This is a genomic window from Paenibacillus sp. TC-CSREp1 (assembly GCF_050171015.1).
GTDB lineage: Bacteria > Bacillota > Bacilli > Paenibacillales > Paenibacillaceae > Paenibacillus > Paenibacillus silvae.
The window spans coordinates 180,225-198,774 of record NZ_JBNOKM010000015.1 but is presented as its reverse complement, the minus strand read 5'-3'; the positions used below and the strand labels follow the sequence as shown (position 1 = coordinate 198,774).

Below are 18,550 nucleotides of genomic sequence, written 5' to 3'. Positions count from 1 at the left end.
AAAAGTATTACCTGTTAAATATGGCTTTCATTAGGCATCCGGGGGTGAATTCAACGTATGAAATCAACACGAAAAACGATGCTGCTCGTGATCGCATCCGTTCTGCTGGCCATTTGGGCACTGATCACCATTATTCCGATGTACTGGATGCTGGTCGGGTCCGTGCAGGATACAACGATGTCGGCTTCGTTTAAACCACAGATGATTCCAGAGCAGCTCTCCATGTCGCCATATGAACGTTTTTTTGCCAAAACAGATGCATGGCGCTGGCTCTATAACTCGCTGCTGGTCTCGGTTATTTTGACAGTGACCAATGTATTCTTTGCTTCGCTGGCAGGATATGCATTCGCCAAATTGAAATTTCCGGGCAGTCAGGCCGTATTCTGGGTGCTGCTGGGTACGATGATGATTCCTGCACAGGTCACGCTGATTCCGTTATACATTCTGATGGTCAACGTATTTGACCTTGGCGACACGTATATTGCGATTATTTTGCCGGCAGCGGTCAGTGTAGGCAATATCTTTCTGATGAAGCAGTTCATGTCCACCTTGCCGACTTCGCTCATTCACGCGGCCCGAATCGATGCGTGCAGTGAGTTCGGTATCTTCTGGAAGGTGATTCTGCCGATGGCTAAGCCAGGCATTGCGGTGCTGGCGATTTTCACTTTTGTCGCCTCGTGGAACGAATTTTTCTGGCCTTTCCTGATTACTAATTCGAATGAGATGCGTACGGTGCAGGTTGGTCTGGCCTCGTTTGTCTTTGCCGAATCCACCGACTTCGGTGCGATGATGGCAGGAGCAACGATTGGCGCGTTGCCAATGATTATTCTGTTTTTCTCACTTCAGCGTTACTTCCTGCAAGGAATTACGATTGGTGCGGTAAAGGGGTAATTGGATATGCGAATGTGGAACGTGGAAAAATGCCTGCCGATCGTACATTAGACGTACAGCTATATCCGTTGAACTATTCATTTACACGTGAACGGAGAGGACAGAAAAAACCTGAAAAAGCGGAGCGGTCGCCTTTATCACCGGATTTTTCCCTTTGGAAAGGGGAATCCAAAAAATCTGGGGATAACAGCGATTGGAAGGTTGTTCTGTCATCGGAGTGGATGGTGTAAAATCTTTAGTTTAACTTTATAGCGCAGGCTGTTCAGGGACATTGACAATGTAAAAGGGGGATCAACCTATGGCACGCGTGGAGTTTCGCCAAGTGCGCAAAGAGTTCAAAGACGACCATAAAGGAACGTTCACGGCAGTCGCCGGTTCGGACTTCGTTATAGAGGACAAGGAATTTGTTGTGTTTGTCGGTCCTTCGGGCTGCGGTAAAACGACCTCACTGCGCATGATCGCAGGGCTTGAAAAGCAAACCAGTGGTGATATCGTCATCGGGGATCGCATTGTGAATGATCTGCATCCCAAGGATCGGGATATCGCCATGGTCTTTCAGGATTATGCGTTGTATCCGCATATGACCATTCGGGAAAATCTGTCCTTTGGACTGAAAAATCTGAAGAAACCGAAGTCGTATATTGATGAGCAGGTAAGAAATGCGGCATCGATTCTGGGGCTGGAGGCTATGCTGGAACGCAAGCCGCGTGAATTGTCCGGGGGGCAGCGCCAGCGTGTCGCTGTAGGCCGGGCCATTGTTCGTGATCCGCAGGTATTTCTGTTCGATGAGCCGCTCTCGAACCTGGATGCCAAGCTGCGTGTACAGATGCGGGTAGAGCTGGGCGAGCTGCATAAGAGGCTGGGCGCAACGATTGTGTATGTTACACATGACCAGGTCGAAGCGATGACGCTTGGGGAGCGGATTGTGGTGATGAATCATGGAGACATCCAGCAGGTTGCATCACCAAAGGAGCTGTATGCCAGCCCGCGTAATATGTTTGTAGCCGGATTCATCGGCTCGCCCGCCATGAACTTTATTGATGCACATATTGAAGGCACACAAGTCAAGGTGGAGGGTGCATCCTTCACGCTGTCAGAGGAAGTCTTGCAGCGGTTAAGCGCATATCAGGGCAAACGGGTTATTCTCGGACTGCGTCCTGAACATATTTTTGGCGATGATGTAGCACCCAATATTCCGCAGGACCATATGCTTCAGGCACGAGTGCAGGTCGTGGAGCATCTTGGGTCAGAGAACCTGATTTACTTCCATCTGGGAAGCCGGACGGTAACAGCGAAGGTTCATCCGGAGACCCACGCTTACGTGGGCATGGACAAAACGTTTGTGCTGGATATGCGCAAAGCCCACTTTTTTGACCCGGAGACCGAGATGGCGATTGGACGAGAGGAGGATACCCATGCGCAAACTGAGTGAAGTGCTGGTCAAATCAGGGGTGGAGATCTATCGCGATATTATTCCGGTGGCATTGTACAGCGTGGGCAGCTCCGTGCTGCTTGTTCCCATTCTTATGTTTGCTCCAATCCCGGTGGCTGTGCTGCTGCTGGCTGTCATCTACATGCCGCTCCTGTTTGGTGTCTGTTATGCGGTGCATCATCGGCTGGAGCGGAAAGAGCGCCGGAACGGACTGCGCGATATGTGGGAAGGCACGCTCAAGGGGCTGCTGCCTGGTGGTGTGACGGGTCTTCTGTTTGCACTGCTTGGTTTCATCCTCTGGTCAACCTGGTGGTACTATGGCGGGCAAGGCAGCATGGCGGGCATAGCCGTAGGCATGTTCCAGACGTTCTTTGTCATTCTGGCGTTGATCTCACAGTTCTATACCTGGCAGCTTGTTCTGCAAAAAGGGATGGGCACGCTTCAGGCTATGGGAGAAAGTGTGAAGCTGTTCTTCCGTTATCCGGGGTATACAATTGCAGCCTGTTTCCAGGCAGCTTGCCTTACGGCACTGCTTATGCTGACGGTTGTGGGGTTCGGAGCATTATTTGCCGGCATGTTTGCCATCTATCAGCATAAGGTAACCCTCAATCTGATTGAGCCGGAGGAGGAGCCCGTTTCCTCCAGAGGTAACGATCATCAGCAAGCAGGCTGGTTAAATGAAGGTCATGTTTCATGAGGGTAAAAACAGGTGTAGATGTGCTGGCTGGGGGAGGTGCGCATCCCTGGTTATCCGGTGGTGCCCGAATCGGCCTGGTGACCAATCCGACAGGCATCACGGCAGATTTTATCTCTACGGTGGATGTATGCGCAGGACTTGCGGATGCCAGACTGACGGCCTTGTATGCATGTGAGCATGGGCTGACCGGAGAGCTGCAGGCAGGTATACCTTTTGCAGATTCAGAGCACCCGCGTTATGGTATTCCGGTCTATAGCCTGTACGGTACACACAAAAAGCCGCTGCCCTTTATGCTCGCAGATGTAGATACGGTTTTATTTGATATCCAGGATGTGGGTGTGCGGTATTACACGTATGCCTCAACGTTATTTCGGATGATGGAGGCGTGTGGCGAGGCGGGGAAACAGTTGCTCGTACTGGATCGCCCCAATCCGCTCGGTGGAGTAGAAGTGGAAGGCGGTGTACTGAAGCCGGGATACGAATCCTTCGTAGGTGCATGGACAACTTCCATACGTACCGGCATGACGATTGGTGAACTGGCTTTGCTTGTCAATGCCGAGCATCCTGAGCCATGCTCGTTACAGGTTCTGGCTATGGAGGGGTGGCGGCGCAGGATGACTTTTGCCGAAACGGGTCTGCCCTGGATGATGCCTTCGCCTAATATGCCCACGGTAGATACTGTGCGTGCGTATGCCGGAACATGTCTGTTCGAAGGCACCAACGTATCGGAAGGCCGGGGTACGACAAGGCCCTTTGAATGGATTGGTGCTCCGTGGATCAACGGTGAGCAGCTGGCAGAAGCGATGCAGTCCCATGGATTGCAGGGCGTTCATTTTCACCCGATGTATATGACTCCGGCTTTCTCCAAGCATGAAGGAGAGCTGTGCGGGGGTGTGCGGATATTTGTTACGGATGAGAAGCAATTCCGTTCAGTCGAGACGGGTCTGCTGCTTTTACACGAGATAGCAGCGGGTTATGCTGAGCAATTTGAATGGCTTGAACCCCCGCGTAAGGGCTCCAGATATTTTATTGATTTGCTTACCGGGAGTGCGGAGGTTCGGGAGGTCATTGGTGACCCTGACCGCTTATTCCGTTTGATGCAAGTATGGTGCGAGCAGGAGCAGATATGGCGGGAACGCCGGAGGCCTTTTTTGATATACGATTAGAGGGGCAGGGGTAGGTATGGATCAGTAAAGAAGGGGATAGGGAAGCACAGGAGAGTATATACAGGTGGAGCAGATCGTGTAGATGGACAGATAGATAGGAAAGGTATAACCCGCTTGGGGTGAAGGATTGATGTTGATGTTCATGGGAGGAGGGCATGTATGCGCAGCTTGAAAGATACGGTGAAGCAGAGACTTGGGCAGATGAGCCTGCGTGACAAGATTGGACAGATGCTGTTATGCGGATTTCACGGAACAGAGCCGGAGGGAGAGGTAGCAAAGCTGCTTCGGGGTTATCCGATCGGGGGCGTTGTTTATTTTGCAAGGAATGTCGTTTCACCTGAGCAGGTCGAGCGGCTATCAAGCGGGCTTCAAGATATTGCACAGGCCAGTGGCAATGTGCCGCTGTGGGTAGCCATTGATCAGGAGGGCGGCATGGTGGCCAGGATTACACAGGGCATCGCATTGATGCCTGGACAAATGGCGATTGCTGCTGCCGGATCAATGCAGGATGCCTATGAGGCGGCGCGTATCAGTGGAATGGAACTGAAATCCATGGGCATCAACATGAATTTTGCACCTGTGCTTGATGTGAATAATAACGCGAACAACCCGGTCATCGGTGTGCGTTCCTTCGGAGAGTCGCCGGAAGCTGTTGCGGAATTCGGTGCAGCGACAATTGCGGGCTTTCAGAATGCGGGCATAGCTGCTACAGCGAAGCATTTTCCGGGACATGGTGATACGGATACAGACTCCCATCTTGATCTTCCCGTCATTACTCATGACAAGGCGCGGGTTAATCGGGTGGAGCTTGAACCGTTTCGTGCAGCAATCGTCGAAGGTGTAGATGCAATGATGTCTGCTCATATTTATTTTCCGGCACTGGAGCCAGAGCGTTTGCCCGTTACGTTGTCCCATTCGGTACTAACCGGGCTGCTGCGGAAGGAGCTTGGTTATGAAGGTATGATTGTGACCGATTGTATGGAGATGAACGCGATTGCGGTTCACTATGGCACAGTCGATGCCGCGGTGCTGGCGGTTGAAGCGGGCGCAGATATGGTGCTGATCAGTCATACGGCACAGCTGCAGATGGAGGCCTTTGCCGCTTTGGAGAATGCAGTGAGCAGCGGGCGGATCAGTGAGCGCAGAATCAATGAGTCGGTGAAACGACTGCTGACATATAAAGCGAAGCGCGGGCTTCTGGAAATGGAAAGTAGCACAGCGATAGAGGCATCCATTGCTAAGATTAACAATGTGAGCGGGAAGCAGGAACCGGAAGAGCAGTATCGGATGGACGCGGAGTACGATATGACGTCAACGACTGCTCCGGGCGAAAAGCCTTTTATTCAGTCGATGAATGCAATGGACGCAAAGATCGATGACGAGCCATTATCTGATATGGAGCAATTAACCGATATGGAGCAAGTGAAGCAAGTGACCGATATGGAGCTAACATCCGCTATGAAGCCTCAGAGTGCTGTAGCATCATCTCATGCATCGTTACGGCGTAATGACCCACTGCATCATGAGGTAGCCCGGCGAATTAGTGAAAAGAGTATCACGCGTGTCAGGGACACACAGCATATGCTGCCGCTGCAAAAAGAGCGTACACTGGTGATCACTGTAGCGGCAGAGGTGACAAGTATTGCCGACGAACAGCTGGATGAAGCGGCAACCCTTGGAGCGGCGCTGTCTGCTCAAGGTCTGGATGTGGTGGACCTGATAGTGGCAGCGGATGAAATTGCGATCTCCTCGGCTCGGCTGCTTCAGGCCGCAGAAGCGGAGGATATCAAGCAGATTGTGGTTGGCACGTATAATGCAGGCAGTCCTTCCGGGGACCCGCAATGTCGATTGATCGGTTGGATTGGCCAGCTTGGCAAACCACTGGCTGTGGTAGCGCTCCGCAGTCCGTACGATCTGCAGAAGCTCCCTGATGTGCAGACGTATATCGCAGCGTACGAAAGCCGCCCGCTTGCCATGAGCAGTGCAGCCAAAGCGATGATGGGGCAGATTCCTTTTGAGGGGAAACTTCCCGTGTCGCTTATATAGTATAAAAGCTTCTTGTACCATCTGGGCTAATGGGTGAAGCTCCACTCGCATGATTTTTGTGGTAACGATGGTAACGATGGTAACGATGCATCAGGAATGACAACGAACCAGCAAGTATACTCTCCATGATCTCGATTGTGCCTCATGTATACATCTGGAAAAAAAAGTAACAAAGGGACGAGGCTCATTATGCCTCGTCCCTTTGCGTTGATGTATACTTGCAACGGTTACACATGCATACTTCAATTCTAACGATTCCTAGGAACGCTATTCGGGCCAAATCACACACTTTTATTTTCTAACGATTCGAGGAAAGCTTATTTCGGGTGATCGAAGTGAAAATGGGCGTTAATCTTGTGTTTTTAGCGAAATAAGGTTGCTGGGAATCGTTACAGTTTCTGAAGGGGCAATATTGCTCAAATAAGCTCACCTGGATTCGTTAGAGCAAAAAAGTGTGAGTTGTAGGCGTTAAAGTGACTGACCTTTCTCCCAATTTCGCACTGCGTGCCAGCTCCCAGCACGCAGTGCCCTGCTTCATGACAAGGATGATCAGCTACAATCAACATGGGGAGCATAATTAAGCTCCAGTCCAATCCGTATTGAGAAGATGAGCCAAATCCTTCATGTAACGCAGATTTTTCATGACAAGGATGATCAGCCACATGTGCTATCGAGTATTCGGCAAGTCACGAGCAATACAAGTCACGAGCACCACAAGCCCTGAACACCACAAGCCCCGGGTACTACAAGCTAAGCGGGCATGGACACCATCAATCGGAACGTCCGATATTAGATCATTACAAATTCAAAGCTTTGGCGGTACGCACCTCTACTTCGTCCAGAAGGGAGGTCATATCCATGCCCGCATGATTGCCAAGCAGAATGATGGTGATATCGTCAGACAGGTTCCGTGAAAATGCTGTGGAGAAACCGCCGCCGCTTCCATTGTGGAAGACGGTGCGTTTGGGGCCGTTTTCCTTCAGAATCCAGGCGTAGCCGTAATTTTTATCGGAATAGGGCTGGTACATCGTTTCGATTGTATCCTGACTCAGGATCTCGTTAGTATACAGTGCGCGATCCCATTGGAGCAGATCATCTACAGTGGAATAAATGGTTCCCGATCCCGACTGGGATACATAATAGGGCGCGGTAACCCAGACATTATCCTGCTGAACAAAACCGCTGTTCGTATGCACCTTGCGGGAAGCTTCACCCGAATTGTTCATGCCAAGCGGGTTGAAAATAGTCTGCTGCACATAATCGGCATAGCTCATGCCAGATACCTGTTCCACAACGTACGCTAGTAAAACGTATCCACTGTTGCTGTATAAATACGCGCTGCCAGGTTCGAACTTCAACGTTTTGTGACGAATTTCCTCCACGGTCTCCTCAAGCGTAACATCCTCACCACGGCCAAATGCAGACGGCAGCCCTGAAGTCTGCGATAGCAACATATGCAATGTGATCTGATCTCCCTTAGGTATGCCTGAAATATAGGTGGAGATTGGATCCTGTACATCCAGTTTTCCTGCTTCAGCCAAGCTCAGGATGGAAGCCGCAGTGAATGATTTACTCAAAGAGGCAATACGGGTTTTCTGATCCGGTCGATTCAGCGTTTGTGCGTCAGCAAGCCCGTAGCCCTGTTTGAGCAGTATTTCCCCGTTTCGTGCAATCAGAGCCATCCCTGGATAGTTGATCTCGCGCAGATACGTGTCCACGCTGACAATGTCTGGCTCGAGCCGGCTTACTTGATCCGTCACGATATTAACGTTCATCTGACCGGATGCAGTCCGCTGGACCTTGATATCCGCCTTGAGCGCGTTTGCCATAGCACGTACCGGGACCATCAACGTACCGTTAACGTTACGCGAACTGACTGGAGCCGTAAGGGAAACCTGATTTACGTGAATGGAAGTGCTGCCGGTCTGAAGCACAAGCTTGTCCCTTCCGACCATTATTGTCGCTGTTTGAGTATGTGAATCCCACTTCAGAGTGCCATTGACCGATTGAACGACATCCCGTAAAGGAACGAACGTTGTACCCTGAATGATAAGAGGTGCATTTCTCCAAAATTGCTGTTCGCCATTCACTTCAATGTGCACGGCTTGTGTACTCTGTTCTGCGGATGCCGTACCTCCAGTCTGTCCGAGCACCGGAGCAGTGCATAGAATAAGTGCGAATAATACACGAATCATAGATGAATAAATGCCGGATACCGATTGCTGTGTGTGTAACTTGCGTAAAATGTAAATCCTCCCCTTCCAAGTGTTTCATGTAAAACCAGCATATGTGCATTGTAAACGATCTCTACAAGGGGGTCAAAACGAGGTGTTTTTATAAAGAAGAGCAAATGATTAAAAATGTGAATATTTATTTTTGATACATAATGTTTCGAGATGTACTTTCCGATAAAGAGAGTTGAACATAAACATGGAGGATTAGTAGAAATGAAGAATAGGTTTAAAACACAATTCGCGAAGAAGAAAAAGCTTCGAACATGGTTCACATTAACAGTAAAGAAACGACTGATCGCCGTATTGCTGTTGTTCCTAATTGTGCCCAGTCTAAGCGTGGGCTGGCTGGCATATATGAAGGCTGCAGATCAGGTCAAGATGGAGATTGTTCGATCTGCACAGGCCAAGACAGAAATGCTGAGTCTTCAAATCGATCAGATGTTAAGTATGCAGAAGGATAATGCGATGCAGATCGCATCAGGCATTACTTCGGAGGACGTTATTAATAAATCACCTGCACTTCAAGCGCAGATGGACCGAATGTCGGAGAACCATAAAGAACTCGGTGTGCTTACAGCCGGAGCAGAGGATGGGAGCTGGATGAAATCTCCCGATCCCGGAAGTCAAATTTATGATCCTCGTGAACGCACATGGTACAAAATGGCGATGTCACAATCTGAACCAGTTATTTCTGATACCTTCCAGTCTGTAACGACAGGGGAATGGGTAGTGACGGCGGCAGCCAAGCTGGCAGATGGAAAAGGTGTATTTGGCGCTAATGTAAGTCTGAATTATCTGAAGGAGACGGTTGACAAGATTCATATCGGCAAAGCCGGGAAGCTGTATATGCTCGATAATGGCGGAAAATTTTTGTTCCATTACAACATTGAATCTGGCACGCAGTCTGATCAAAGCTACATTAACGAGATGTATACCAAGGATCGGGGAACCGTTAAATATACATATGACGGTCAAGCGATGGAGGCTGTATTTTACACCAATCCTGAAACGGGGTGGAAAATTGTTGGCGAGATGATTCCCTCTGAAGCAGCAGAGGCAGTGCAGCCCATCTTGATCCGTACAATTACCTTGGTGGGATCGGCGGTTATTGTGGGCCTCATACTGCTTATCTTCATTATCCGCAGCATTCACCGTCCGTTACAGCAGATAACACATGCTGCAGCTCAGGTCAGTGCGGGTGATTTGACAGTGCGGATAGGTTTGCGGCGCAAGGATGAATTTGGGCAGCTTGGCGAGAGTTTTGATAAAATGACAACCTCCCTGCGCAATGTGCTTGGCGAGGTGCATGATACCTCAAGTCAGCTGGCGGCATCCTCGGAAGAGCTGATGGCAAGCTCGGAGCAGACCTCCAAAGCTACCGAGCAGGTAGCCGAGTTGATGCAGGATGCAGCCGCAGGAACGACAATGCAGAATGAAAGTCTCGCTGCCACCGAGCAGCTGGTTGGCGAGATGTCCCTGGGAGTTAAGGAGATCGCAGCAAAATCAGAACAAACCGAGCGCATAGCGGCAGAGACCTCCACAAAATCGGAAACGGGCATGGTAACTGTACAGGAGGCCATCTCTCATATGGAGCAGGTTAACGGTGAGAGCAAAGCGATGGAGGCTGTCATCCGCGATCTGCGGGCGAAAAATGATGAAATACTTGAGATTGTGGCCGAGATTACGGCAATTGCGAAACAGACAAACATTCTGGCGCTGAACGCCTCTATTGAAGCTTCGAGAGCCGGGGAGCATGGACGCGGCTTCGCCGTGGTGGCAAACGAGGTGAAATTGCTGGCGAACAGTTCGGGTGCTTCCGCAGAGCGGATTAATGAGCTTATGCGGGAGATGTATGAGAAAACAGATGCTGTTCAAGCCGCTTTTGAGCGTACAGGAGAAGGCATGGTGAAGAGCTCGCAGATGATTGAGGATGCAGGAGAGGCTTTCCGAACAATTCGTGACGCGGTGCAGATGGTAGCGGTACAGGCCGAAGCGGCGGCAGCGGCTTCTCGTCAGATCGATCAAGGCATGGGGCATGTGAACAAAGCTGTACACGATACGATGGTTCTGTCGAACCGGATCGCTGGGGGAACCGAGGATGGCTCGGCAGCAGCTCAGGAGCAGCTTGCTACGATGGAAGAGGTTGCGGCATCGTCAGCGGCTTTGTCACGTATGGCAGAGGATCTGCAAAGCGTAATCGATCGGTTCAAGCTGTAGCAGCTGTTCCCTTGAGACAGAATGGCATCGTAGTTGTGTAAAATAATAAAAAGGACTGTCCCAAAAGTCATAGCAATGACTAGAGACAGTCCTTTCACTCTTTATAATGCCATGAAAAACTATCCATAAGGGCTATTAATTCCAGGAGGAATAATTTTTTCGAATTTTACTGATGGGTTCGTAACTAGTAGAAGGAGTTAATTTATAATGAATAGTACCTCCTCGAAATGAGTTTGAGAAACTTACTTAATTTGTTGAAAATCAGGGTGTGTATTTGTAATATTAACAAACATTTAAAATGCAATTGGAACGTACGATCTTGATTTGGGAAACTTAAGAAAATAAATGTAACTTATTGGTTTTAAATGCGTCTATTGTAATGAAGTTAACTTCAGATAGGGGGGGGAGTGATGAGAATTAAAAATATGTTACTCGTTAGCAGCATGGTGCTAAGCATACTTTTGATGTCAGGGTGTGGATCTGAAAAAACACCAGCAAAATCAGAACCTGCTCAATCAACGAGTGAGGGAACTACAGAAACGGGAGAAAAGGATCAAGTTAAAGATGTTTATATTGATGAAGCAGGACATAAGGGTGACGAGTTGGAGATGATAAAAGTAGTGAATTTAGCAACGAAGTATAGGAACGAAGGTAACGAAGAAGAGTACTTAAAACTATTCAATCAGAACAACGTTAAAACACTAAACTCTAAGAAAATTAAGAGTCTAGAACTTGAAGACATTAGTTTTATGTCTGATGATGTAGGGACAGTAAGGACTACAATCCAATACGATAATGGAGAAGAACCATCAATAGCGTTATTTATATTCGAAAAATCGGGAGACAAATGGATTATATCTGGTACGGATTGAAATGAAAACAACGTAGTTTCCCTTAAGAAGGAGGCTACGTTGTTGTTTTTATTTATATATTTTAGGCTGTGTTGAATATTAGGTAGGGGAGAGGATAGGGATTGAAGCCCCATTCCAATCGTTTAAACCCAATCAGTTGCTTCTACTGCAACCATAGTGAATACACCACGTTGTTCATTACTTGGATCATACGACATTGGAGAAGGGTTGCCATTACGTACAACGGCATATTTCATTTGGGAAGAGTCTCCGCCGTCAAGCATAATTGCAACATTACAACCTCGATTAATCATAAATTGCCGCACTTGATAAGCATTTTCTGATTGGAACACAGCCAACCAGATTTTAGAGCCATCCCAACCAATCGCAGTACGTGGGCGATTGATACTTGGATCAAATCTATAAGCATTCTGTGAGTTTGCTTTCGCAGCATCACATGTACTTGCATTACCTATACCGTTAATTGCAGTGTAGAACGCTGATTGAGTATAAGTTACATTAGGAAAAAGACTATATCCGCCAATAGCCCATTTGATATTGCTGAGGCTAGTATCTGAATAATTTGTAACTACGCCAGTGGTAACTGCATTCCCTCCGTTGTAACAGTACATTGTACCTCTCTTAGTTGCAATCCCACATGGGCCTTGGTTTACACTTCCGTTTGTATGAACAGCGAGGCCACCCTGCATGGCAATACCTGTCAATTGACCATTTTGAAGATTGAAAAATGTTCCGTTTACTCCGAACTTAGGTTGATTTACAACTGCCGTATTTCCAATATTACGAAGAACAATTGCACCCAGGTCAGCTTTGATAGCATGAACTACTTTTCCATTGTGTGAATATTGAATATGTTGAGCTACTGTCATAGAAAAAACCTCCATTTATTTTTTTAGATCAAAATTAGCGGCCGCTTCTTTCTCTCTCATATGTATAGGTAATTTTCGAAATGGTTTAACAACCATATGGCTAGTTTTTTTAAAATTTGTGAGATGAAAATACAAGTGATTGTGAATACATACCAATTCCATGAAGGGTCAATTTGGCAAATGCTTGACACTGCGAAATTGAGTCATAAATACTGCAGGGCTAGCCCAAACCTCCAAAATTGTTCAATAAAAAGAAATCGTTCCTTATAGAACCCAAAATGCCTAGAGGTCCGATGGCTTGCCCACAATCTGTTCAAAAAAGCGTAAATGGTGGAAAAAATCAAACGGGACAAAGCAGGGTGAAGCTCTGCTTTGTCCCGTTTGGGTGTATCGGTGTTCACTTTTTTATAGATGTTCGTTTTAAGGATTTTTGAGACAGCCCCATGCATCTAAAGGCTGCCGGGATTCGTACCTCGAACCTGCAGTCTTTTTCTTTGTCGAGAGATATGCGTGCTTGTTCTAGCCACTAAGCCAATTTAAGTTTGACAATAGATAAACAAAATATTAATATGTCTATAAATAAACAAACAAAAATGTGTTGGAGAATGAGGAGCGAATGATGAAAGCATCCGATTCCAGATTGCAGACAGCTTCGTTAGAAGAAATCAAACGTGGATATGTGGAGAAAGCTGAGGTCTATACATGTGTTTGTTGCGGGTACGAGACGGAGGCTGGAATTATTTATCCCGAAGAGGGTGTGCTGTATGAAGCAGAGCGGTATATGCGTGTTCATATTGAAAAGGCTCACGGGTCGGTATTCGAATATTTGCTGGCGCTGGATAAGAGCGTAACAGGACTGTCCGATGTACAGCGGGGCCTGCTGGCTCAGTTTTATGAAGGGAAAAAAGATGCAGAGGTGCAGCAGGCACTGGGCATCGGGAGTGCATCTACGATTCGGAATCATCGGTTTGTTCTGAAGGAGAAGGAGAGACAGGCCAAGATTTTGCTGGCGTTGATGGAGCTGCTCAAAAATAAGGATCTTCATGCACCGGCAGCATGGGTATCCCCTGTCATGAAACAAGGGCATATGATCGATCAGCAGACATTTGATATATCAGAAGCAGAACGGGAAAAGGTGCTGCAGAGTTATTTCCCGGAGGGCACAAAAGGTCCTTTAACGACGTTTCAGATGAAGCAGAAGCATAAGTATATCGTGCTCATGGAAATAGCCAAGCGATTCGAACCACGGCGCACCTATACGGAAAAGCAGGTCAATGCACTTTTGCAGCAAGTTCATGATGATGTTGTAGAGATTCGAAGGTATATGGTGGATTACGGACTGCTGGAGCGGGAGCCGGATGGCAGTCAGTATTGGCTGGGCAGTGCTGCGGAGCAGCAAGGCGAAGGCCAGAGACCAGCGACACGAGCGGAAGAAGCAGAGGCCAGGAATACCGAGCAGCAGGCGAAACGGCATGACTCGGAAATGAAAGCAGGTAAAGGAGAGAAGGATATGAATCGGCGCAAGGAGCTACAGGAGCAGGCCAAAGAGGTCAAAACAGAAGCAGGAGTGTATCAGATCCGAAATGAACGAAATGGTAAGGTGTATATCGACAGCACCCTTAATCTGAAAACGGTGAATGGGCAGCGGTTTATGCTTCAGATGGGAAGCCATCTGAACCGTCGTTTGCAGGCAGAATGGAATGAATATGGCGAGAGTGCTTTCGTTATTGAGGTGCTGGAGGTGTTGAAAAAAGATGATAACCCCTTCGCCGATCCGAAGGATGCGCTCGCTAAATGTCTGAATAGCTGGTTGGAGAAGCTTGAACCCTATGGAGAACGCGGCTATCATGGTGATCCCAAACCCTCCGCTGAATAGAGCATAAAGGAAGGGTTGGCATTCAGGCTGAAGAAACGTTTGATGAAGAATGTTACCTGGAGAAACGTTTATACGAAGATACGAAACTTCCCTAACGGAGCTCCCCCAATATAAAAGCCCCTTTGCCGACGCTACGGCAAAGGGGCTTTGTATTGATATGCCCTGCAGGGGTGTGTCCATATGTGTTGGACGTTAGCTAGAGCTTGAACTGTTCAACCAGCTTCTGAAGCTTGTGAGCCAGATGGGCAAGTGAATCGGCAGAGGAGGATATTTCCTGCATGGAGGCTACTTGCTCCTCCGTGGCGGCCGAAATATTTTCCGTCCCGTCTGCATTGGTTTCCGATATGTTATGAATCTGATCAATGGAATGTACTACTTCTGCTGTGCTGGCAGACATCTGTTCTGAAGCTGCCGCGATGTTCTCCAGCTGCTGGTTAACCGTTCCAACTGCTTCACTGATGCGAACAAAAGCTTCATCGGCAAATTGCACTGCCTGTATGCCGCTATCAACATCCTTTAACCCCAGCTGTACATTTTCGTTGGCTCTGGAAATTTCCTGCTGGATGGACGCGACCATGCCGACAATTTTCTGACCGGATAGACTGGATTGCTCCGCCAGCTTGCGGACCTCGCTAGCAACAACGGCGAAGCCGCGTCCATGCTCGCCTGCACGGGCTGCTTCAATTGAAGCATTAAGTGCGAGCAGGTTGGTCTGGGCTGCGATATCGGTAATAACCGATACCATCTCACCGATTGAACTGGAGTGCTGATCCAGTCGTGTTGCTGTTTCGGCGACGCCCTGAACAAAATGCTGGATGGAGTCCATCTCGGACACAACCGTTTTGATCGTTGCATTACCTTGCTGTGCGAGTTCGCTGGCCTGCAAAGCGGCCTCGGATACTTGCTGTGTACTGTTCGTAACTTGGCCAACCCCTCCGGCAAGCTCGTTCATCTGCTGGGCGGTATGCTTCAGGCTGCTGGCTTGTTTCTCAATTCCAGCTGCGGACTGCTCTGTGATCAGGGCCACCTGCTCTGTAGCTTTGGTTGTCTCGGATGAATTGATGGCGAGCTGTGCGGAAGAGGTGCTCAGTTCGTCTGCGGTGTGGCGCACATCCTGAATAACTGCCCGTAGAGATTGACTCATTTTGTTAAAGCTGTTGCTGAGTTTACCGAACTCATCCTGTCCTTGGACGGCTACTTCGATGGTCAGATTACCGTCACTGATTTCATTCGAGGCATTCACAAGCCGGCTGAGCGGACGGGTAATGGACTGTACAATCCAGAAAATAATGATGGAGCTGATCACAATAGCCACAGCGATAACGACAAGTGTAGTGTACAGAATAGGACGAACGGTTTCTGTCACTTCGTCATTATCAATAACGCCGACAACGGTCCAGCCTGTTGTTTCATTCGTGGCAAAGAAGGCATGCTCGTTTTTGCCGTTCTGTGTGTATTGAAGCTCGCCGTTTTTCTGTTCAAAAATTTGTTTGTACGGCTCCATCGTGCCCTCTGTACCCGGCTTTTCAGTCGGATGTACGATGATTTTATTCGCATTATCAATAATGTAGATGTATCCTCTTTTCCCGATCTTCGTTGAATTAACCGTCTTGGAAAGAGCTTCAAGGGATAGACTGACCGAAACGACACCGTGACCATCTTTGGTCGTCTGGGCAACCGACGCGACAACGTTACCCGTATTGCTAGAGATGTAAGGTGTGATTACAGTGGGGTTATCTTTGTTCTGTGTAGCAGCCTGATACCAGGGACGTTCGCGCGGATCATATCCTGGTTTGTTCACAGCAGTCACCGGGGAATTGATGTACACGCCTTTATCCGTGCCGACAGAGGCAAGCTCCACATCAGAGTGGGTATCTTTGTATGCATCAAGTAAAGTACGTATCGTCTTGGTTTCATCCCCCTGAACAGGGCCGATATTGCCCGCATCAAGCTGACTTGCCAGAAAATCGACATTTTTACGAGTGGCACCAATAATCTGGTCAATAGTCTGGTTGAGTACACTAACGCTACTGCTCGCATTTTCAAACATTTTTTCCTCAACCTTGGCATCCGCTGTCTGGAATGAAATAATACCCAAACTGATGGTCGGGATCAGCAGCACGATGGCAAAAGACAGCATCAGCTTCTCTCTCATCTGCATCGTTCGCTTTCCTTTTGACTGCTTCATTTTCTTCATACCCATTCTCCCCTGTCTCTCCCAAACTTACATAATATGTGGTATATTTCTAAGTTAATGCGATACGATTCTGAATCCTAAGATTCTGTATTCCTAATCAGGAATCTTTGAATTTGAACGGTATGTATCGTTATATATCGGCTGGTCTTGATTGAAATTAGAGAGGAGTTGCCCCGAAATTGAATCAAAATGCGTTAACTTCATCTGGACATAAACCTCATGTCGAAACCCAGGATGATGCAACATTTATGCAGGGAGTAAGGGACTGTGTCCCTACACTGCTCGGATATTTAAGTATTGGCTTCGCAGCTGGAGTTATCGAGATGACGGCCGGTTTGAGTTTTGCGGAAACGGCACTGTTAAGTCTTGTGTTATATGCAGGGTCGGCCCAGTTTATTGCAGCAGGCATGCTTGCTTCGAATGGGTCTGCGATAGCGATCATCTTCACGATCTTTTTTGTAAATCTTCGTCATCTGCTGCTCAGTGCAGCTGTGTCTCCTTATTTCAGGCATCTGACACCGCTTAAAAATATGTGGATCGGCTCGCTGCTTACAGATGAGTCTTTCGGCGTAGCCATGACCCGTGCAATTGGCAGAAAGACGCTTAGTGAACGCTGGATGCATGGATTGAACATTACGGCATACTTGAACTGGTTTGCTGCCAATATGGCAGGTGCTTATTTTGGACGCTGGATAACGGACCCGGACAGGCTTGGTCTGGATTATGCGCTGCCAGCTATGTTTATAGGTTTGATTGTGCTTCAACTGGTTCACCGCAAAAGTAAAAAAATACATATCAATGTAGCGATCATTGCGGTGGTTTCTGTCATCCTGGCAAGCATGGCCTCACTTGGCAGCATGAGTATTATACTGGCAGCAGTTGTTGCAGCAACGATGGGAGTGTTCATGGAACGATGGAAGTAAGATGGGATGTATTCTGGATTATTATGGGCTCGGCCTTGTTGACGTTTATTCCGCGGGTATTGCCGCTTATGCTGTTTAGCAAAATACAGATTCCGGTGTGGCTGCTGCGCTGGCTCGAATATGTGCCCGTAGCGGTTATGGCATCACTCATTGGTCAGGAGCTGTTTATGAACGGGAACGAATGGGTTCCCATTACTGAAAATGCTGCTTTGTGGGCAGCACTGCCCACCGTCGCCGTTGCCATCTGGACTCGAAGCTTGCTAGGAACAGTTCTGGTTGGCATTGTTTCCATGATGATTCTGCGTTACTGGATGGGCTAGGTATTTTATATGAAAACGCTATTTTCTAATGTGACTGAAAGGGATAAGATGGAGACAGCAGTGTGGAAAGTTCATTTTACATACGAAGGGAACGATGGCCAAGATGCAGTCAAGTCCATCTACGATTTTGTTTCAAGGCGATTCCATTACAGACGGAGGAAGGTCACGCAATGAGGATCTGAATCATGTTCTGGGCCACGGGTATGCGTATCTCATCTCAAGCAGGCTGGGAATGGATCTGGCAAACAGAAACAAAACGTTCTACAACAGAGGCATCAGCGGAGATCGGGCTTCCGATCTGTATGCACGCTGGAATGAGGATGCGATTAGTCTCAAGCCGGACCTGATCAGCATTCTGATCGGGGTTAACGATGCCTGGCGTTCAATGAATGGTGAAGCTAAAGGGTATACGGATCGTTTCGCCCGGGCGTACCGTCATTTGCTGGAGGAAACACGGGAAGTGATGCCGGATACCGGGCTTGTGCTGATGGAACCTTTTATTCTGAAGACGGGAGCAACCGTTGATCAATGGCTGGCTTGGCAGGAGCGGATCAGCGAATACCAGGAGCAGGTCCAACAGCTGGCTGCACAATACGGGGCCGTCTATGTTCCCCTGCAGCAATCGTTTAATGAAGCTTTGCAGCAGGCGGATGCGTCTTACTGGTTATGGGACGGTGTTCACCCGACCGCAGCTGGACACGAGTTAATTGCTCGCCAGTGGTTGTCTGTGGTTCAGGATTCTCCATTAGCCGTTGTGTAACGGGGAGGAAGCTAGTTCCAGCACATGTTGTCAGAGTTCTGTATTACATT

At 48.3% G+C, this 18,550-nt stretch carries 15 protein-coding genes; 12 read left to right on the top strand and 3 right to left on the bottom strand.

The window, feature by feature from the left end; genetic code table 11:
• The first annotated feature begins 57 nt into the window (after positions 1 to 57).
• From ACQSGY_RS22775 to nagZ, 6 genes are all read left to right on the top strand, one after another.
• Positions 58 to 891 (top strand): carbohydrate ABC transporter permease, encoded by an 834-nt coding sequence (locus tag ACQSGY_RS22775; RefSeq protein ID WP_427180926.1) that lies wholly within the window; start codon positions 58 to 60, stop codon positions 889 to 891.
• A 14-nt stretch (positions 892 to 905) separates the two neighbouring features.
• A complete protein-coding gene (locus ACQSGY_RS22770) occupies positions 906 to 1,121 on the top strand; it encodes a hypothetical protein (RefSeq protein WP_427180925.1) in 216 nt (71 codons plus the stop codon).
• Between the two features lie 68 nt (positions 1,122 to 1,189).
• Complete coding sequence (locus ACQSGY_RS22765) at positions 1,190 to 2,323, top strand: ABC transporter ATP-binding protein (protein WP_427180923.1); 1,134 nt, start codon at positions 1,190 to 1,192, stop codon at positions 2,321 to 2,323.
• Complete coding sequence (locus ACQSGY_RS22760; protein ID WP_111272988.1) at positions 2,307 to 3,020, top strand: hypothetical protein; 714 nt, start codon at positions 2,307 to 2,309, stop codon at positions 3,018 to 3,020. The genes ACQSGY_RS22765 and ACQSGY_RS22760 overlap by 17 nt, the downstream gene beginning before the upstream one ends.
• Positions 3,017 to 4,186: an exo-beta-N-acetylmuramidase NamZ family protein gene (locus ACQSGY_RS22755; RefSeq protein ID WP_427180921.1), complete on the top strand. Its 1,170-nt coding sequence runs from the start codon at positions 3,017 to 3,019 to the stop codon at positions 4,184 to 4,186. The genes ACQSGY_RS22760 and ACQSGY_RS22755 overlap by 4 nt, the downstream gene beginning before the upstream one ends.
• A gap of 159 nt (positions 4,187 to 4,345) precedes the next feature.
• Positions 4,346 to 6,232: a beta-N-acetylhexosaminidase gene (gene nagZ / locus ACQSGY_RS22750; protein ID WP_427180919.1), complete on the top strand. Its 1,887-nt coding sequence runs from the start codon at positions 4,346 to 4,348 to the stop codon at positions 6,230 to 6,232.
• 797 nt (positions 6,233 to 7,029) lie between these two features.
• Here nagZ and ACQSGY_RS22745 read toward each other — a convergent pair.
• Complete coding sequence (locus tag ACQSGY_RS22745) at positions 7,030 to 8,427, bottom strand: serine hydrolase (protein ID WP_427180917.1); 1,398 nt, start codon at positions 8,425 to 8,427, stop codon at positions 7,030 to 7,032.
• A gap of 252 nt (positions 8,428 to 8,679) precedes the next feature.
• On the opposite strand from ACQSGY_RS22745, the gene ACQSGY_RS22740 reads away from it, so the two are divergent.
• Entirely contained in the window at positions 8,680 to 10,683 is a 2,004-nt protein-coding gene (locus tag ACQSGY_RS22740) for a methyl-accepting chemotaxis protein (protein ID WP_427180916.1), read from the top strand.
• 410 nt (positions 10,684 to 11,093) lie between these two features.
• Positions 11,094 to 11,555, top strand: coding sequence for a hypothetical protein (locus tag ACQSGY_RS22735; RefSeq protein ID WP_427180914.1), 462 nt, complete (start codon positions 11,094 to 11,096; stop codon positions 11,553 to 11,555).
• A gap of 122 nt (positions 11,556 to 11,677) precedes the next feature.
• On the opposite strand, the gene ACQSGY_RS22730 is transcribed toward ACQSGY_RS22735, so the two are convergent.
• Positions 11,678 to 12,424, bottom strand: a complete 747-nt coding sequence (locus tag ACQSGY_RS22730) for a phosphodiester glycosidase family protein (protein ID WP_427180911.1) — start codon at positions 12,422 to 12,424, stop codon at positions 11,678 to 11,680.
• 619 nt (positions 12,425 to 13,043) lie between these two features.
• On the opposite strand from ACQSGY_RS22730, the gene ACQSGY_RS22725 reads away from it, so the two are divergent.
• Positions 13,044 to 14,300, top strand: coding sequence for a DUF2087 domain-containing protein (locus ACQSGY_RS22725; protein ID WP_427180970.1), 1,257 nt, complete (start codon positions 13,044 to 13,046; stop codon positions 14,298 to 14,300).
• 196 nt (positions 14,301 to 14,496) lie between these two features.
• On the opposite strand, the gene ACQSGY_RS22720 is transcribed toward ACQSGY_RS22725, so the two are convergent.
• Positions 14,497 to 16,497: a methyl-accepting chemotaxis protein gene (locus ACQSGY_RS22720; RefSeq protein ID WP_427180910.1), complete on the bottom strand. Its 2,001-nt coding sequence runs from the start codon at positions 16,495 to 16,497 to the stop codon at positions 14,497 to 14,499.
• Positions 16,498 to 16,745: 248 nt separating this feature from the next.
• Here ACQSGY_RS22720 and ACQSGY_RS22715 point away from each other — a divergent pair, with 248 nt between their 5' ends.
• The 3 genes from ACQSGY_RS22715 to ACQSGY_RS22705 all read left to right on the top strand — a co-directional run bounded on the left by ACQSGY_RS22715 (position 16,746) and on the right by ACQSGY_RS22705 (position 18,500).
• The gene (locus tag ACQSGY_RS22715; protein WP_427180968.1) at positions 16,746 to 17,420 is read left to right on the top strand and encodes an AzlC family ABC transporter permease; all 675 of its coding nucleotides are present in this window, start codon (positions 16,746 to 16,748) and stop codon (positions 17,418 to 17,420) included.
• The gene (locus tag ACQSGY_RS22710) at positions 17,411 to 17,740 is read left to right on the top strand and encodes an AzlD domain-containing protein (protein ID WP_184190885.1); all 330 of its coding nucleotides are present in this window, start codon (positions 17,411 to 17,413) and stop codon (positions 17,738 to 17,740) included. The genes ACQSGY_RS22715 and ACQSGY_RS22710 overlap by 10 nt, the downstream gene beginning before the upstream one ends.
• A gap of 103 nt (positions 17,741 to 17,843) precedes the next feature.
• Complete coding sequence (locus tag ACQSGY_RS22705) at positions 17,844 to 18,500, top strand: SGNH/GDSL hydrolase family protein (protein ID WP_427180966.1); 657 nt, start codon at positions 17,844 to 17,846, stop codon at positions 18,498 to 18,500.
• Positions 18,501 to 18,550 lie beyond the last annotated feature (50 nt).